Source organism: [Clostridium] scindens, assembly GCF_019597925.1.
Taxonomy (GTDB): Bacteria; Bacillota; Clostridia; order Lachnospirales; family Lachnospiraceae; genus Clostridium_AP.
This window is the reverse complement of record NZ_CP080442.1, coordinates 344,099-361,431: the sequence shown is the minus strand read 5'-3', so window position 1 is coordinate 361,431 and position 17,333 is coordinate 344,099. Positions and strand designations below refer to the sequence as shown.

Annotated in this window: 15 protein-coding genes; 2 read left to right on the top strand and 13 right to left on the bottom strand. The window is 47.7% G+C overall.

Features of this window, described 5'->3' with window-relative positions; all coding sequences use genetic code 11:
* Nucleotides 1-18: 18 nt before the first annotated feature.
* The 3 genes from K0036_RS01590 to rsmH form a co-directional block, all read right to left on the bottom strand.
* Nucleotides 19-744 carry an alpha/beta hydrolase gene (locus K0036_RS01590; RefSeq protein ID WP_259283365.1) on the bottom strand — a complete coding sequence of 242 codons (726 nt, stop codon included), beginning with the start codon at nt 742-744 and terminating at the stop codon, nt 19-21.
* 174 nt (nt 745-918) lie between these two features.
* A complete protein-coding gene (locus K0036_RS01585; RefSeq protein WP_220430561.1) occupies nt 919-1,797 on the bottom strand; it encodes an SIR2 family NAD-dependent protein deacylase in 879 nt (292 codons plus the stop codon).
* Between the two features lie 144 nt (nt 1,798-1,941).
* On the bottom strand, nt 1,942-2,994 hold the full coding sequence (gene rsmH / locus K0036_RS01580) for a 16S rRNA (cytosine(1402)-N(4))-methyltransferase RsmH (protein ID WP_220430560.1): 1,053 nt from the start codon (nt 2,992-2,994) through the stop codon (nt 1,942-1,944).
* 194 nt (nt 2,995-3,188) lie between these two features.
* Between rsmH and K0036_RS01575 the strand changes: the two genes are divergently transcribed.
* Entirely contained in the window at nt 3,189-4,790 is a 1,602-nt protein-coding gene (locus tag K0036_RS01575; protein WP_220430559.1) for a sensor domain-containing diguanylate cyclase, read from the top strand.
* A 126-nt stretch (nt 4,791-4,916) separates the two neighbouring features.
* Here K0036_RS01575 and dltD read toward each other — a convergent pair whose 3' ends face one another.
* The 9 genes from dltD to K0036_RS01530 all read right to left on the bottom strand — a co-directional run bounded on the left by dltD (nt 4,917) and on the right by K0036_RS01530 (nt 15,349).
* Nucleotides 4,917-6,065, bottom strand: a complete 1,149-nt coding sequence (dltD, locus tag K0036_RS01570) for a D-alanyl-lipoteichoic acid biosynthesis protein DltD (protein ID WP_259283425.1) — start codon at nt 6,063-6,065, stop codon at nt 4,917-4,919.
* A gap of 36 nt (nt 6,066-6,101) precedes the next feature.
* A complete protein-coding gene (gene dltC / locus K0036_RS01565; protein WP_025645849.1) occupies nt 6,102-6,332 on the bottom strand; it encodes a D-alanine--poly(phosphoribitol) ligase subunit DltC in 231 nt (76 codons plus the stop codon).
* A 90-nt stretch (nt 6,333-6,422) separates the two neighbouring features.
* Nucleotides 6,423-7,589, bottom strand: coding sequence for a D-alanyl-lipoteichoic acid biosynthesis protein DltB (dltB, locus tag K0036_RS01560; protein WP_220430557.1), 1,167 nt, complete (start codon nt 7,587-7,589; stop codon nt 6,423-6,425).
* Complete coding sequence (gene dltA / locus K0036_RS01555; RefSeq protein ID WP_220430556.1) at nt 7,586-9,112, bottom strand: D-alanine--poly(phosphoribitol) ligase subunit DltA; 1,527 nt, start codon at nt 9,110-9,112, stop codon at nt 7,586-7,588. The genes dltB and dltA overlap by 4 nt, the downstream gene beginning before the upstream one ends.
* Before the next feature lie 103 nt (nt 9,113-9,215).
* Nucleotides 9,216-11,240, bottom strand: a complete 2,025-nt coding sequence (locus K0036_RS01550; protein WP_173694250.1) for an FtsX-like permease family protein — start codon at nt 11,238-11,240, stop codon at nt 9,216-9,218.
* Nucleotides 11,230-11,997, bottom strand: a complete 768-nt coding sequence (locus K0036_RS01545; protein WP_220430555.1) for an ABC transporter ATP-binding protein — start codon at nt 11,995-11,997, stop codon at nt 11,230-11,232. The genes K0036_RS01550 and K0036_RS01545 overlap by 11 nt, the downstream gene beginning before the upstream one ends.
* Nucleotides 11,998-12,203: 206 nt before the next feature.
* A complete protein-coding gene (locus K0036_RS01540) occupies nt 12,204-13,214 on the bottom strand; it encodes a sensor histidine kinase (RefSeq protein WP_025645858.1) in 1,011 nt (336 codons plus the stop codon).
* Nucleotides 13,211-13,876, bottom strand: coding sequence for a response regulator transcription factor (locus K0036_RS01535; protein WP_025645860.1), 666 nt, complete (start codon nt 13,874-13,876; stop codon nt 13,211-13,213). Before K0036_RS01535 ends, K0036_RS01540 begins: the two co-directional genes overlap by 4 nt.
* A gap of 42 nt (nt 13,877-13,918) precedes the next feature.
* The gene (locus K0036_RS01530; protein WP_220430554.1) at nt 13,919-15,349 is read right to left on the bottom strand and encodes a DUF512 domain-containing protein; all 1,431 of its coding nucleotides are present in this window, start codon (nt 15,347-15,349) and stop codon (nt 13,919-13,921) included.
* Between the two features lie 181 nt (nt 15,350-15,530).
* Between K0036_RS01530 and metF the strand changes: the two genes are divergently transcribed.
* Nucleotides 15,531-16,394, top strand: a complete 864-nt coding sequence (gene metF, locus K0036_RS01525) for a methylenetetrahydrofolate reductase [NAD(P)H] (RefSeq protein WP_220430553.1) — start codon at nt 15,531-15,533, stop codon at nt 16,392-16,394.
* A gap of 8 nt (nt 16,395-16,402) precedes the next feature.
* On the opposite strand, the gene K0036_RS01520 is transcribed toward metF, so the two are convergent.
* Nucleotides 16,403-17,326: a LysR family transcriptional regulator gene (locus K0036_RS01520; RefSeq protein ID WP_220430552.1), complete on the bottom strand. Its 924-nt coding sequence runs from the start codon at nt 17,324-17,326 to the stop codon at nt 16,403-16,405.
* Nucleotides 17,327-17,333 lie beyond the last annotated feature (7 nt).

The following is a 17,333-nucleotide window of genomic DNA, read 5'->3' as shown; positions in this document are numbered from 1 at the left end:
TGCTTTCTTTATCTTCCCCTACAGGCATCTGCAAAGCCACCTGTCCAGCGCCTGCATCTGTTCTTCTGTATGGAAAAAATGCTCTGCCCCTTCCACAATCTCCAGATCACAGGAATATCGTTCTGCAAACTTATATATCGTATCACTCTCGCACATGCTATCCTGACTTCCGTATAGCAGATATGTGGGAACCTTCCATTCTCCTACGGAATGTTCCTTTACATAGCAGTAATAATCCCAGTACATCTTCTGCCCGTCCGGGGACACGATAGTCTGCTCTTTCTTCAGCCGTTCCTGCGTCACGCCAAATCGGGCCATCATATTTTCTATCACGCGCATCATATCCACCACCGGCGATAAAAACAGTGCCTTCTCAATGGGCTCCTTCGGATAAGTCAGAAGGCTGAAAAAAGCGCCCATGCTATTGGCAAACAGGCTGATCTTCTTCCATCTGGATCTTGCATATGCCATGATCACTTTCAGATCCTCCACGCAGTACTGGATCTTGCATGGAGTGGGCTCTTCCTTTCGGTCTCCATGCTCAGGCAGATCAAAACTCAGAACCTGATATCCCCTTGGCAGCGCATGCACAGCAAGATGGCGGATGGGAGCATCCGCTTTATTCGACAAGTTCCCATGTACGGCGATAATCACCCGGTCGGATGCTTCTCCCCATACGACAGCGGGAATCCCCGCATTGTCCCCTATCTTCATCGTCTCTATCTTCATACCTTCCATTTCCATAATGGTTCCTCCTTTAATAATGTATATGCATATAAAATACTTGACTTAGAGCATCTCTAAAAAATAGCCTTCCAAAATAGCAGATAATAACATCATACCAAAAACGAAAAGAAAATGAAATGAAAAACTCACGATAAAAGGCATGGCCCGAATCTTGGGCCATGCCTCTATATTTTATTCCTTCTCCTCCAGGCGCAGCAATATCTCCCCGATATCCCCGTCCACGCATATGGATCTTCCGGCCAGTTCTTCCGGAACATATGCCTCCCCCTGGTTTATGCAGGCATATACCGCATCCGGCCACTGGGCAGCCATTTTCCAGAAACTGAACTTTATGATCCCGGGGGTATTGTATCCCACCCCCAATTCCAGGAACAGCACCCGATTCCTCTTGTGCTCTCGCAAGAACCTGGCGTATCTGTCGGCTGCAAGATGCCAGCCATCATCCTCCACAAAACTCGCATCCGCGCGAAGGTTCATGGACATCGGCCTGCCACAGATAGGGCAATAAGGGATCAGTTCTGATGGAATCCTCATATTTTCCTGCCGCTCTGCCATCTCCCGGATGACAGCCTCGTTGTCATAGGTCTTGTCGTGGCAAGGCTTAGAGCACTGGAATAATCCATAGTCTCCCTGGGTATAGAACAGGCGCTGCTTGTCAATCCCTGCCTTCTGGAAACAGTGATCCACATTGGTAGTCAGAACAAAATAATCCTTTTCCCCGATAACTTCCAGCAGCTGGCGATACACCGGCCTGGGTGCCTCCTGATACCGGTTCAGGAGAATATACCGGCTCCAATAGGCCCAGTATTCTTCCAAAGTCTTATACGGATAGAATCCCCCTGTATACATATCCCGAAATCCGTATTGATCCGCAAAATCCTGAAAGTGCTCATAAAAACGCTCTCCGGAATAAGAAAAGCCCGCTGAGGCCGAAAGCCCTGCCCCCGCCCCAATCACTATGGCATCTGCCCGCCTGATTTCTTTCCTTAACTGGACAGCCGCCTGATCTGCATCTATATATCTTGATGATCTTCTTTTGTCATCTATCATACCTGCCACCTTCTCCTCGCCATTTTTCTATACGTCCATCATAGCAGAGCCATCTCTTCGTGCAAAGTACGCACAATTAAGTGGCATAGTATACAAATGCCTACAGGTTTCCCGGCGGTAACTGCAAGCCGCTCCCGCGCGAACTTAATCCGCCCGTATCGCCCATCTCATCTTCGTCGAACGCGCCCGGCTATTCCGGATGCATTCTTCCTGGGATGGTCGTATAACTTCATTTGCGATTTCCTTATAAATCCCTTCTTTGTAAAACCACTTAAAAGACTTTTTGACCAGTCTGTCCTCCCCGGAATGGAATGTCAGAATTGCCACCCGCCCATTCGGCGCCAGCACCTCCGGGAGTTTCTCCAGAAATGAGTATAAAGCCTCATACTCATTGTTCACGTCAATCCTGAGCGCCTGAAAGGTTCTCTGGCTCGACTTCTTCACTGCCTCCCTGCGTTCCTTCTCCGGAATAAAGGACAAGGCTGCTTCGATTGCCTGGCGCAGCTGGGTAGTTGTCGCGATCTCTTCTCCTCTGCGAAGACGGTCCGTCACTTCCCAGGCTATCTCCTGCGCATATGGCTCATCGGCATTTTCCATAAGCATCCCCTGGAATTCTTCGGCCGATATATCCTTAAGCCTCTGCGCAGCGCTTATGCCCTTCTTGGGATTCATACGCAGATCCAGAGGCCCTTCCGTCTTATAGCTGAATCCCCGGTCAGGATTATCGATCTGCATGGAAGAGACGCCCAGATCAGCCAGCACGAAATCAAATTTCCCCGTCTCTTCCGCTACCTGGTCGATGTCGGCAAAGTTCTGAAGCATCACCGTCAGGATATCCGGCCCATACCCAAGCGTTTGAAGCCTCTCCTTTGTCTTTTCGGATTCAATAGGATCTACATCCAGCGCATATAGATGGCCCTCCGACTGCAGGCATTCCAGCATCTTTTGCGTATGGCCGCCATACCCAAGCGTTGCATCCAGGCCGGTCTGCCCCGGCTGTATCTTGAGGAAATCCAGGATTTCTTTAACGCAGATCGAGAGATGCATTCCTGCAGGCGTGCTTCCCTTCTGTATAACCTTAGAAATGGTATCCGCATACTTCTCCGGCTGAAGCTCCTTATATTTTTCTCTGTAATTCTTGGGATAAGCGCCGGAATAACGTACCCGGCGCTTATGTTTCTTCTCCTGATTCTCCATTCATTCTTCTCCTTAATATTCTCTGGCCCATGCCCATTCATATCCGTATTATAGCATTTCATAAGATTGTTTTCAATCGCGGCAAAAGTGTCGCTTCTTTTGTCTCCCTCCTATTGAATACAGCCAAATCTATGTGATAGAATGAGTATGGCCGTATTATTTACGACGGATCTAATTCCTCTGGAGGTTACATTATGAAACGTGATAAGAAGCATGGAAATGGTCGCTGGTTCATCGCAGCATTTTTAATCGTCAATCTTGCTGCCATCCTACTGATAGGAAGGAAAGAATCCTCCTACATCCGTGACAGTTTTTCTTCCCATGCAGAACAGTCCCGCGCTAAGATGGAAGATGTTATGGATAACTATATCCATTCTTTCCAGCTATTCTCCAATATGATGGCAAGGGAAATTAAAAACAATCCAAACCCAGATGATATTTGGGATTATCTAAAGAGCATAGACTCCACCATGCTGGAGATCGAGGGAGATACCTTCGACGGCCTCTATATGTATTACCAGGGCCGCTATCTATACAGTTGGGACACCCCTTATTCCCAGTATGAGGATACCGGATATGTAGCCACGGAGCGCCCGTGGTATAAAGATGCGGTGGCCGGCAAAGGGAAAGTCGTATTTACCCCGCCTTATATGAGTTATGCTAATCATTATATCCTCTCCACCATCTCCCAGCTTCAGCCGGACGGAGAGACTGTATTCGCATATGACATCAAGATGGGAGATATCCAGGAACTTGTCTCTTCCCTGACCGCCTATCCTGATGAGCAGATGATGATATTCGACGATAATGGAACCATACTTGGCAGCACCAATACCAGCTATCTTGGCGGCAGCCTGTACAATTCTCTTGATGAGACCAGGGATGCTTTGAAGGAGGCAAAGAAGAACTTAGAGGAGGCCGGGGATATATCAGAAGCTGACAAAGAAAAACTTCAGCAGCAGGCAGATTCCCTTGATGCCTACTATTCCTTCCAGAAGGACTTCCACAAGGACTTCTCGCGGCTAAAGAAACATCCGGAAAAGCCGCTGGCTCTGAAAATCGGCAAGACAAACTACTATGGCTACCTGCTAAAAGGCGATACCTATCATTTCCTGGTACTGGTACCGGTAATGTCCATGCTCCAGTCATCCCTGCAGATATGGCTTCTGCCGCTTCTCATTCTGGAACTGCTGCTGATCTATATCCTCGGACGCATAACCAAAGAGCAGAAAAACAGGGAACTCAGGGCTGCCTATGTCGAGCTGGGACAGACGCAGAAACGCCTGGAACTTGCGCTTACTGCCGCCCAGAAAGCTGCCGCCATCGACGAGCTAACAGGGCTTATGAATTTCCATTCATTTAAGGAAAGCATCACTCACCAGCTTCACTCTATGGAGGAAGATGAGTGCAGCATCCTCATCATGATTGACGGCGACCGCTTTAAGGCTGTCAACGACAATTATGGACATAGTGTGGGGGATGAAGTCATCAAGCTGTGCGCCCAGATGATCATCGGACGTATCCGGACCATCGACCTGGCTTCCAGGCTTCATGGGGATGAATTTGCCATCTTTGTCTCCAAGACCGGCGATTATTCCGTAGCCAAGAGGATTATGGAAGACATCAATAGTACCATCGCCGTCGAGGCCAGGAAACGAAACCTTCCGGTCATCACCATGTCGGCAGGCGCCGTCATTGCCAGACGCACGGACAATTATACCGCTTTGTCCAAGATTGCGGATGATGCCCTATATAAAGCGAAAGAAAGCCACAATGGCGGATTTGCAAGCGCATAAGCAAAGTTCCATTAAAATTGATTGTATACAAATGTTGGCGCTGTAGAAAGATTCGCATGTATCAAATAGATATATAAAGTCATGATCAGGACATAGAACAGGACTACATAAAGCAAAAACTGAATTTTAGGATGTTCCTTGATCTTTGCCGCCAAACTGGTAAATAATTTCATCTAATTTCACCCATCCTTTCCATCCGATGTGGATTGTATCTTCCAGATAATAGTCCTGATCAGATATAGCCGAGAGATCTACCAGTTTCGCATCTTGATACTCTTTCACCGTATCTGATACCTTGCTATAATACGCTGCCAGCCCGTCTTTGGGAAATTTCGTATAGTCATACCATTTGCCATTGACGGGAAGCAGCACGATCATGGGTTCTATCTCTAAATCCTCGCATACATCAAGGAAGCATTTCAGGTCTTTATATTCTGGTGATTCCAGGTAACTTGATGACACGCTGCTGCTCTTCCTCTTTTTAAGCTGTGGCTTTACCTTCCAGTTATAATATTTGTTGGAGATCTGGAACCGGTTGTTGGACGTCATTTTCCTTGCATCCTTTTCTGCGTTTGCATAAGATGCCTCCCAGTCTGGCTCCTTGATCTCAAGCCCTATTTCCTGATCTCTTCTTATTCCATCTACTGCGGACTGGATCAGGACGCTCTGTCTTTGCTTTTCATTCAGAAATGCGTTGTATGCCTTGAATTTTGCAGTTTCTATTGGATTCTTCTCATGCTCGATCAGCAATTTTTTATAAGATATAATTCTGTTCTGCATCGTCCGGTCTGCAGAAAGCAGATTAATCGTTCTGTCTGTGATTTCCCGTTTTGTCTCCTCGGAAAGATTCTTATTTTTCAGCATGTCGATAAACGCGCTTTCAGAGAATCTGGACGCGTACGCCTTCGGCAGAATCCCACGGGGACGGAACCATTGGGGAGATACGAGCAGCACTACTTTCCGGTTCTCCATCGCCGGCTCGATCGCGGCCAGCGTGATCGCATGGGACAGGCTCTGATAATGGCCGGCTCCGAGCAGCATCGGCTGAAATACATTGCCTTTGAACATATTTTGGGGATGGTACGGCGTTCCCTTGCCATGCTCAAGTTCAGAGGATGCCATGATCACAAGGGAATTCTCGTTCAGGTTGCTCTTGACCGCTTCCGGAGCCTGAAACTTCTGCTCCGCTGTCCAAAACCCAAAATCCGGGCTGTGAAACTCTGTCTTCCCGGAAGAATACACATGCATTCCCAGAATTGTAATTCCGGCCATAATAAGAGCTGTAAAAAAGCCGCTATCTTCTTCATGGAATCAGCTCCTCTGCTTAATCTGGGCCATAATCTTATTCACCGTATTCATATCTTCATGCCCGACCTCGGACGGAGAGATTACGATCCCAAACTCTTCCTCAATGTCCACAAGCAGTTCTGCAAAGGCAAGGGAATCCAGAAGCCCCTCATCGATCAAATCCAGATCGTATTCCTCGCGCACAATATCATCCTCGCAGATTCTTTCCAGCATATCTAATAATTTCTCTTCCATATCTTTTCTTCTCCTTATATTTTTGATTTCAGAGGGTATACGCCATATCCTCTTTCTTACCTTTATAACGTTATATCAGCCTCTAAGAAATTATTTTATAAATCCGGCTACCGTCTCGATCATTCTTCCTGAAAAGATATAGAATCCAAACATTACGAGCTGGAATGTTACAAAACATGAAACAGCCTGATACCATTTTTTCTTTTTGTATTTCTTATAAAACCGGGCCTTTTTCTGATATATCTCTGTGAGTGCAAGCAGTACTCCGTGGTACAGGCCATAGAGCAGATAGGATACCGTCAGCCCGTGCCATGCTCCCATCACGAGCATATTGATAATAAATCCTATCGAAGCGCCCGTCAGCCTGGTCTTAAACCATTTCTTTCGTATCGCCGTCATAATAAATCTTGAGAATATAAAATCCCTGAACCAATGCGACAGCGATATATGCCATCGGTCCCAAAATTCCTTAATGTCTTTGCTGATAAACGGAAGCCGAAAGTTATCCGGCGCCTTGACTCCAAGGATATAGCTTGTCCCCACTGCCATCAAGGAATATCCGGCAAAGTCAAAAAACATATTGAAGCCATAGCAATATACATATCCGATGCCAGCATACCACGTTTCTCCATACGCAACAGCTTCCATCCACTTTGCAAATAAGGCAGCCAGGACAATCTTATATACAAGGCCAAGCATGATCTTCATCAATCCGTCTCCGAGCAGTTCCAGATATTCCTGCCTGGTATAGACCTTTTCATAATCTTCATGGAATCTTCTGCTTCTGTCTATCGGGCCTGAACTGATGGATGGAAAAAAGAGCAGGAAGCTCAAAAACTCCACGGTAGGAACTTCCTCGATGACTCCATCATAGATCTCAATAATCATCTGAACCGCCCGGAATGTAAGGTAGGATATTCCAAGGAACCCCAGGACAGACAGATGGAACAGCCCGCCGATCTTATTGATCAAGAGAGGCGCAATGGAAAGCACCAAAAATATATGGTAGATTCCCGCCTTTCTTCCATATCTCTTCCTTATGGCCAGATAGCCTTTGACAAGGACGATCTGCAGTAATACATAGATCAGAAGATATAAGAACTGCTGCGGCTTGCTCCAGAATACTGCAGTAATAAAAAGCACCGAAAGCAAGAACGCGTAATGTCTCAGCGGCTTTTCCAGTATTCCCAGCACCGCGGCTCCCGACAAGGCTGCAATCAAGTATGTAAAAAAGTTTAAACCCTCAAAGAAACTCATCTTACAGCACCTTGCAGCATTTTTCTGTCAACCTTTCCATTTGCCGTCATTGGGATACTATCCAGAAAACGGATTCTCTTTGGAATCATATATTCCGGCAGGAACTCTTTTAATTCTTCTTTCATTCTGCGCGCCTCCTGACGGCCGTCTTCTACCTTTCGGTCATATACGATATGAGCTGTAAGGCCTGTGATTTTCTCATCTCTTTCATTCGCGGTTACCACCGCGCTTTTTACTCTATCCAGCCGCAGAAGGTTCTGTTCGATATCATCAAGTTCAATCCGGTATCCATGCAGCTTGATCTGGCGGTCGAGCCTCCCGAGATAGTATAGCATCCCGTTCTTCAGATAGCCGGAATCTCCTGTGTGATACCCCCGTAGAACTTCATCGTTTCTTCGGCACATAAAAAATGATTTCCGTGACAGTTCCTCCCTTTGATGATAGCCGGTACTTACTGTATCGCCCATTAGTATGATTTCTCCGGACTCTCCATCAGGCATTGCCTTTCCTTGTTCATCCCATATCTCAATCGCAGATCCCCGTTTTACACGGCCCACTGGAAGAGGGTTCTCATTTACAGCCAGTTCCCGGTCCACTTTCACTTCCGTAAGAGCCACTGTAGATTCCGTCGGCCCATATGTATTCACAATCACTGCCTTGGGGAATCTCTCCTGCAATTGAAGCGCCGTTCTGTTCGTAAGCGTCTCTCCGCAGAATAAAAATGCCCGGAGCGATGGAAGCAATTTCTGTGCAAATTTCTGATCCGCCAGGCATACATCTGCAAAAGATGGCGTAGACACCCACACCTTGACGTCTGAGTCTTCCATAAGCCTGAACATCTTCTGATAATCCCCCTGCACCTCTTTTGTCATCACCCACAGCGTTCCCCCGCAGGCCAGGCATGTATACAGGTCCATAACAGACAGATCAAATGAAAATGGAGCCTGATTAAGAAAGGTACTGCCTCTTTTCTCCTTCGAAGGAATCCCCAGTTCCACTGCCCAGTCAAGGAAATGATTCAGGCATCCCAGCGAGATCTTTACCCCTTTGGGAGTCCCGCTGCTTCCCGATGTAAATATAATGTAGAACGTATCCCCATCCTTGACCCAAGCGTCGGCATCCGGTCCTGCGTCACCCTCCCTGCAAATTGCCTGAATCTGACTCAGGTTTATCGGCTCTGACTCGCCTGCCATAAACTTCGCATTTTCTGGCATCAGCACTACCGGAGGCCTCGCCTCATTGATGATCGCGGCCGCACGCTCCGCCGGCACGCTCACATCAATGGGGCAGTATCCCCTCCCCGCTTTCACGCACGCCAGAAAGCATACGATCATGAACACATTCTTGTGCCCATATACGACAATCAGCTCTTTTGACTTCCCATATGACGCGGTAAGATAGGAAGCCAACGCGTTTGAATATTCCTCCAGCTGACGATAGTTTAACTGCTCCGTCTCAGATACGATTGCCGGCTGCTCGGGTATATTTCTGCTATGTTCCTGTAATCTTTTTAAAATATCCATAAAGCGCTTTCCTTTCTCTTTTGTATTATTGGGACCTCCTATTCGTGATATTTATTATGCCAAGTATAATACATCTTTCAAATCAACTTGTTATATAACCGTCTTATAATTTCAAGATTCTTTTACTTCCTGAATATGTCGTTATAAAGTATACGCTATACAATATGACTGCCAGGCCCGCTGCAAGCAGGATATTCCTTGCCACGTCTCCTGCTGACAAGTATTGGATGTGCCTGTACATGCCTCCCATGATAACCCCGGAATGCACGGCCGCGATTCCAAAGGGCAGTCCGAAGTAAATGACCATCTGCGTCAGAAGAGATCCCTTCATTGCCGAGTCGCCGGCCCCCATCTTATAAAGCAGGGCATATCTTTTCTTATTATCCGCCGACTGGCTTAACTGCTGCAATGCCAGTACCGCGCCTGCGGTCACAAGAAATGTGATGCCAAGATAGCTGCCGATATAAGATGAGATTAATTTGTTTGATATAATCTCTACCTGAACATCCTTCTGACTTACATAGTCAAATTCTTTTATTTTCGCCATATCGTCAACGTATGCATCATAACCCGCTTTTTTGTCCCCGGAAAACATTCCGTTCAGCACGGACATGTAAGGCTCTGATTTCTCAGCAAGTTCCTGCGGGACAATGAGCATGCCCGGATTAATCAATACGTTCCTGTCATTAAGCGTAGCCTTGTATAATCCGCCTTTCTTCATCGTCAGAGGCGTTCCTCCTACTTCTACCGGGCTCTTATGGTGTCTTTCATAGGTCTTTAGCATTTCCCTTGCCTCCGGCATATCGTAGGCAATGGCATATTCATCTTTTCCCAATGTCACAGGTTCTTTGCCTTGTATCGCCGTCACATTATTATAGTCGTCCACCCCGACTACCCAGACTGGGCTCTTTCCCATTACTTTCCGCACATCCGGCTCATCTTTCAGGCTTTCTCCATACAGTTCCTTCATTCGGAGATCTTTCAACTGGTAGAACGTGATTTCCGCGGTCTCCCCCAGAAGAGGCACGACTTTCGAATTCTGCTCCGTAAGGACATTTTTGATTCCCTTCGCCCGAACCTCGTCTTCAGGAAGCCTTCCGTCATAGTATTCCGTAATGCTGACGTCATAGGGCGCAGCCTTATCCTTGATGCTGATGGCGCTCTGCCCCATCCCCATCCCGACCCCCATGATGGAGACGGACATATACATCAGGAAGCATACCACTGCGATCGACGCCCCCGCGCTCTTCATACGGCTTCCCAGCTGATTCACTACGAAAAGGTTCAGCTTGCGGTAGTAAAAACTCTTTCTTTTCTTCAAGAACCCAATCATAACACCGGCAAAGGATAAGAACAGCAAGAGCGTTCCCGCGCCAATGATCACGCTTCCAAGTCCCATGCTCTTAAAGAACTCTTTGCCGGACCATAGGAAGATAACGCCGTATCCTGCGACAATCAGAAGCAGGCCAAAAAGCAGCATCAGCGAACTTCTCTTCTTCCCTTCTGCCATCTCCTCGTTCTTCTTTTCTGCATAGATCAAGTCGATCAGTTTCAGTTTCTTCATTTCTCTTATGTTAAAGAGATGGACAAAGAAAAAGGTTACCCCAAAGAATAATACCGCCGCGATCAATGAGTTTATCGAAAAGACAAAAGTAAATCCCGTAAGCGCAATCCCGGCAATCTTGCCCGTTATCATAGTCAGGGCCTGGGATGCCAGTATGCCCAGAGCGATTCCAGAGATCAGGGATGTCGATCCGATCAGGATGTTCTCTTTCATCAGGATCTTTCGGATATCCTTGTTCTCCATGCCCAGCACCGAATAAATGCCAAATTCTCTTTTCCTTCTCTTCATCATGAATCGATTGGCATACACGACAAGGAAGCCGATTATTCCACAGACAATCACCGATATTCCTACCATCGCCCCCTGGGCCGCAGACAGATAATTCAGCGTGTCGGGAATCTGAAACGCCTCAAACTGGGCACCGATGGAATTAAACATGTAAAAAAGGCAGACTGCAAAGGTCAGGGTGAAAAAATAGATGAAATAATCCTTAGCGCTTTTCTTCACATTTTTGCGGGCCAGCTGGCGAAATACTTTTTTTGACATCTTTCTTTTAAGCCACATGCCCTTTTTCACCTCCTAAAAGCGATACCACCTGCATGATTCTGTCAAAGAATTCCTTTCTTGTATCAGAGCCCCGGATCAGCTCGCTGAAGATCTTTCCGTCCTTTAAAAACAGGATCCTGCGGCAGTGGCTTGCCGTATATGCGTCATGCGTTACCATCAGTATGGTAGCCTTCATACGCTCGTTCAGCATCCCCAGGCTTTCCAAGAACATTCCTGCCGACTTGGAATCCAGCGCTCCGGTAGGCTCATCCGCCAGTATCAGGGATGGCCTCGTTACGATGGCCCTGGCGCATGCAATCCGCTGCCGCTGCCCGCCGGACATCTCATAGGGGTATTTGTCTATGATATCCCGTATCCCCAGCGCCGCTGCTACGTCGTCCACCTTCCGGTCGATTGCTTTGGGCTTTTCACCTATGATAGCCAGCGCCAGAGCGATATTATCTCGCCCGGTCAGCGTATCCAGAAGGTTGAAATCCTGGAAAATAAATCCCAGCTGCTCTCTTCTGAACCTCGCCAGGCTCTTCTCATTCATCTTGGTGACATCCGTTCCATTTACATATATCTGTCCCGCCGTCGCCTGGTCAATGGTCGAGATGCAGTTCAGCAAGGTTGTCTTTCCACTTCCCGATGCCCCCATGATTCCCATATATTCGCCTTCTTCCACCTCAAATCCGATGTGGTTGACTGCTTTTGTGATACTTCCTTTATTTTTATAAAACTTTTCCAGATTTACTACATTCAAAACCATGCTCATATCTTTCTACTCCTTTCAGACTCTTTGTCGTTGTATTTAGTCTATCACTGTATACATAGAGTTTCTACGCAACTAACTAACAGTAACATTACATTTTTGTTATGTTTATCCACAGAAAATGTGACAAAAATACCGGGAGCCTTTCCGACTCCCGGTTTTCCCTTCCTGCTATTTGTCTTATTCGCTTCTTTCTATACTCTGCCGCCCTACCGGGAAGCGTCCGCCCGCTTGAAGCAAAAGGCTATCTGCGTCCCCTCGCCCTGGCAGGATGATAATTCCATCGAAATCTCCATCTTGTCGCAAAGTTTCCTGCACAGATAAAGGCCCATCCCCGTAGACTGCTTGAAGAGCCGTCCATTTTCCCCTGTGAATCCTTTTTGGAATACCCTTGACACATCCTGCGTGGGAATGCCAATCCCGTTATCCGCTACCGTAAGGACTACCATCCGTCCTTCCTCTTTTCCCTCAAAGGATACATAGGGCTTGCGGCTTTTATCGCAATATTTCACGGAATTGGTAACAATCTGGCTTAAGATGAATTCCATCCATTTGGGATCCGCAAGCACCTCATAATCCAGCTGCTCCAGCCTTGGCATAACGCCTGCGCCAACCATCATCTTCTTGTTCTTACGGATGACATCCATAACCAAAGTCTTTAGTCCCACCGCCTGTATGATATAATCGCCTTCCAGACTGCTGCTCTTGGCATAGTACAGCATCTGCTCTACATATGCTTCTATCTTCCTGGTTTCTTCTTCCAGGCTTGAAGTCAGAGGATTCCTGCTATTCTCTATCAAAAGTTCCTGGACCGCGATCGGCGTCTTGATCTCGTGCACCCAGGTCTGGACATACTCCTTATAGTCTATCAGTTCCTGCTGCTTTTCCGCGATCCTATCATTCATATACTTTCCGCTCTGTTTTACGATCTGGTACATGACTTTGCCATCGTAGAAGCCCGGCTGTTCTATCACCTCGCAGAGATAGGACTTTTCTTCCAGGCCTTCCCATGCCTCGGCCAATTCATCGTAATACTGCTTTCTCCGGAAAAAATCATATGCCAGTGTTCCAAAGAATCCCATCAAATAGATCACTTCCACAACTACTACGATGGGCAGTTCGATTTCCATGAACACAAGGAATACGCCTGACGCAAGGCCTGCAAGAAGCCCAATCCCTATGGCCGCCCCCTTATCGCAGATGTATTCGGATATTTTCATACCATATACCCCATTCCTCTTTTTGTGATCAGGTAATCCTCAAGCCCAAGTTCCGATAGTTTCTTCCGAAGCCGGTTAATATTCACGTTCAGCGTGCTTTCTTCCACGAACTCTTCCATCTCCCAGAGCTGGCAGATGATATCATTCCTGGATATAATGCTCCCGGCGTTTTCCATCAGCAGTTTCAGGATTCCAAGTTCATTTTTGGTAAGGTCTGCCTCCTTTCCCTGGTATGAGATCCTTCCCTTCAGGATATCCAGAGCCAGGCCCTTATGGGTCAGCATCATATTCTGCTTCCTGCCGTACGCCCGATGAAGCACCGTCGCGATATGAGCCTGCAGGATATGCATGTTATATGGCTTCGTAATAAAATCATCCGCCCCGAGATTCAGGCTCATCAGCTCGTCCATATCGCTGTTGGAACTGGTCACCACGATGATCGGAACGTCCATGCGCCTCCTTACTTCCTGGCAGATAAAGAACCCGTCCTGTACCGGAAGGTTCAGATCCAGCAGCACCAGATCAGGCGCCGCTGCCTCGATCTGGCCGGCGACATCCTCGAACTGGTCGATCAGAATACAGGCGTATCCCTTTCTCTCCAAGGCCGTGCTCAGTTCCTCCCTGATCTTCTCTTCATCCTCTACGATCAGAATTCTTTCCATATCCCGCCTCTTTTCCAACAACCTTATTGTTATATGATCTGGCTATTCTCCAGTTTTATCATACGCCTTTATATAGACAAAGTTCTCATTATTCCTATCCATCTCATAATCTGGATAGAGAATGGCATCAATGAATTCCTTGCCCCCAGTTTCCACCGCCGTCAGTTTCATCTCAAGCGCCGCTTCTACGTCACCCACCGTCAGGTCATCCAGGAATACCTGCTCGCCGCTTCTTAGCATATTGGATGGTATCAGCAGCGTGTCTCCCAGGTCTTCGCCATGCTCTTTCTGCTCCTTTAGCTGCGTCACCAAGTCCTGTCCGGTAATCAGTCCGGAGACGGTAATCGTCTCTCCAAAGAAATAATTCTGAATGGCATATACATGAATCGTAAGTCCCGGAAACGCTTCCATCAGCTGCCGGGCGAAATCCCTGACCGTCGGAAATGCCAGTTTTCCTGTGGCAATCGTGATCGTCCGCTTCAGGCTTTCCTTTATTCCCGGATATGCCTCCTTCGCAAGGACTTCTTCCAATTCTTCCTGGAATTCATTGATGAACATACGCATCATGCCCACCCCGTTTTCCAATTGGATATATCCGTCGTACCGCTCTTCTTCGGGGAACGCTCTCTGGGCTGTGATATACCACTCATCGCTGGCATGGATGAAATGAAGGCCATATTCCTCATAATATCTCTGCTGCCGGCTCTCGATCATGTCTATGACCGCGCCCGCCTCCTCTTTGTCGTACAGTTCCAGAGGGAAAAGCCCGTCCCTATACTTGGTGATTCCCGCCGGAACTACGGATACGCTCCTCATAAAGGGAAGATACCGGGACAGATCGTCAATCGTCCGCTCTAGCTCCGGCCCGTCATTTACGTTCTTGCACGCTACCACCTGTCCATTCATCTCGATATGATTCTCATATAAGACATCCAGGAACTGAAGCTTCTCCCCGGCAAACCGGTTGTGCAGCATCTTACAGCGAAGTTCTGGATTGGTGGACTGGATGGATATGTTGATCGGCGCCAGATGCATCTTGACGATGCGCTGGATATCCTCCATCTTCATATTCGTAAGCGTAATATAATTCCCCTGGAGGAATGAAAGCCTGGAATCATCGTCCTTAAAATACAAGGTATCTCGCATGCCTGGCGGCATCTGGTCAATAAAGCAGAAGATGCACTTGTTGCTGCAGGTGCGGTATTCGCTCATCAGACCATTGCCGAATTCCAATCCAAGATCCTCGTCATAGTCCTTGTCAATCTCCAGCAGCCATTCCTCGCCGTCCGCCTTTCGGATCAGCACCTCGATGTATTCATTTTTTATCAGATATCTATAGTCAAATACGTCCTGTATCGAAGTATCGTTAATCGCAAGAAGCACATCCCCGGGCTCGATCTCCATCTCTTCTGCAATGGAATCGGGGTATACTACTTTAATTATATGCTCTGATTTGTTACCTTTCTTATCCACATTCTACCTCTTCTCACAAGTTTCTTGCCAGTTCTTTCTCTATATCTCATAATCTCACATGTCCCTGATTTCTTCAAGGGTTATAGTCTTTTCCTATGTCAACCGATAAATTTTTCATATTTTCCTATCTTAAGATTCTTTGATATTATATGTCCCAACACAGATGAAAGGAATCAATGCTATGAAGACAACCGAACTTTTCCAGAATAAATCCGTCCTGTCCTTTGAAGTATTTCCTCCAAAGCGGACGAATCCTGTTGATACGATCTACAAGGCCATAGACAGTCTGAAAGACCTAGATCCTGATTTTATCAGCGTCACCTACGGCGCGGGCGGCAGCGAGCACTGCAAGGCAACCCTAAAGATTGCCTCCCGGATCAAGAATGAATACGGCATAGAAAGCGTGGCTCATCTGCCCTGCATCAGCCTGACAAAATCCGATGTACGCCGCCAGCTGTCCGATTTCAAGGAGGCAGGCATCGAGAACATCCTGGCTCTTCGCGGCGACGTGCCTTCCGGCGGCTATGTGCCCGGAGACTTCCGCCATGCCAGCGATCTGATCGCCTTTATCATAGAACATGGAGACTTCAATGTCCTGGCTGCCTGCTATCCCGAAGGCCACCTGGAATCCGCGGATATCTTTGATGATATCAGGAACCTGAAGACGAAAGTCGATGCAGGCGCAAGTCATCTGATCACTCAGCTGTTCTTTGACAACCAATATTTCTACCGCTTCCGTGAGCGGGCTTCCCTGGCAGGCATCCAGGTTCCCATCGAAGCAGGGATCATGCCGGTGACCAATAAAAAGCAGATTGAGCGGATGATCTCTCTGTGCGGCGTCACCCTTCCCCACAAGTTCTCAGCCATGATGGAACGCTACGAGCACAATCCGGATGCCATGCGCGACGCGGGCATCGCTTACGCGATAGACCAGATTGTGGATCTGATCACACATGGGGTTGACGGCATCCACCTCTATACCATGAATAACCCGTACATAGCCGCCAGAATCTATGAAGCCATCCACCAGTTGCTGGCTGCATAGCGGCTGTCTTATGACAGAAGAGTGAAGCCATTTTGGGCAATCAGCTTCTTTAGTTCCGCAATATAGCCCCGGGCCATGGAACTTAAGTGGACCTTATTGCCGCAGATAAAGCCAACCCGCATCCACTCGTCCGTCTCCAGTTTCACGGAAACGATATTGTCGCCGTTCAGGTTGCTGTTAAGCACCCCTGAACAGATGGTATATCCATTGAGGCCGATCAGCAGATTGAACAAGGTAGCCCTGTCGCTGACATGAATCGTCTTCTTGTGGGGCGCTGTACTGAGAATCTCTTCGGAAAAATAGAAGGAATTGTAGGTACCCTGCTCAAATGCCAGGAAGGGGTAATCATCCAGATCCTCCAGAGTGACGGATTCCTCCCCTGCAAGAGGATGGGAAGAACTGATGAATACATGGGGACTGGCTTCGAAGAGCGGATGGAATATCAGATGGTTCTCTTTCAAGAGTTTCTGCATGACTCGTTCATTAAAGCCGCTGAAATAGATGATCCCGATCTCGCTTCTGAAGTTCGCCACGTCCTCTATGATCTCATAGGTCCTGGTCTCCCGCAGCGTAAACTCATACTCGTTGGCATCAATGCCGGATATCAGGTTGACGAAAGCATTGACCGCAAAGGCGTAGTGCTGGGTGGATACCGAGCACAGCTGCTTGGAGGGCTTCTTATTCAGATACCGCTGTTCCAGCAGCTGGGTCTGCTCCAGGATCTGCCGGGCATAGGACAGGAATTCCGTACCGTCGGCAGACAGCGTGATGCCCCGGGTTGTCCGGTGGAAGATCTCAATCCCTAGTTCCGTCTCCAATTCCTTCACTGCCGCCGAAAGGCTGGGCTGGGATATGAAGAGCTGCCGCGCCGCTTCCGTGATCGAGCCGCACTCTACGATTTTTATCATATATCTTAACTGCTGTATTGTCATAGTTCTG

Bases quoted from the DNA above. Each gene is read 5' to 3' on its own strand.
- K0036_RS01590 (WP_259283365.1), bottom strand. From the start codon at position 744: ATGGAAATGGAAGGTATGAAGATAGAGACGATGAAGATAGGGGACAAT.
- K0036_RS01585 (WP_220430561.1), bottom strand. From the start codon at position 1,797: ATGATAGATGACAAAAGAAGATCATCAAGATATATAGATGCAGATCAG.
- rsmH (WP_220430560.1), bottom strand. From the start codon at position 2,994: ATGGAGAATCAGGAGAAGAAACATAAGCGCCGGGTACGTTATTCCGGC.
- K0036_RS01575 (WP_220430559.1), top strand. From the start codon at position 3,189: ATGAAACGTGATAAGAAGCATGGAAATGGTCGCTGGTTCATCGCAGCA.
- dltC (WP_025645849.1), bottom strand. From the start codon at position 6,332: ATGGAAGAGAAATTATTAGATATGCTGGAAAGAATCTGCGAGGATGAT.
- dltB (WP_220430557.1), bottom strand. From the start codon at position 7,589: ATGAGTTTCTTTGAGGGTTTAAACTTTTTTACATACTTGATTGCAGCC.
- dltA (WP_220430556.1), bottom strand. From the start codon at position 9,112: ATGGATATTTTAAAAAGATTACAGGAACATAGCAGAAATATACCCGAG.
- K0036_RS01550 (WP_173694250.1), bottom strand. From the start codon at position 11,240: ATGTGGCTTAAAAGAAAGATGTCAAAAAAAGTATTTCGCCAGCTGGCC.
- K0036_RS01545 (WP_220430555.1), bottom strand. From the start codon at position 11,997: ATGAGCATGGTTTTGAATGTAGTAAATCTGGAAAAGTTTTATAAAAAT.
- K0036_RS01540 (WP_025645858.1), bottom strand. From the start codon at position 13,214: ATGAAAATATCCGAATACATCTGCGATAAGGGGGCGGCCATAGGGATT.
- K0036_RS01535 (WP_025645860.1), bottom strand. From the start codon at position 13,876: ATGGAAAGAATTCTGATCGTAGAGGATGAAGAGAAGATCAGGGAGGAA.
- metF (WP_220430553.1), top strand. From the start codon at position 15,531: ATGAAGACAACCGAACTTTTCCAGAATAAATCCGTCCTGTCCTTTGAA.
- K0036_RS01520 (WP_220430552.1), bottom strand. From the start codon at position 17,326: ATGACAATACAGCAGTTAAGATATATGATAAAAATCGTAGAGTGCGGC.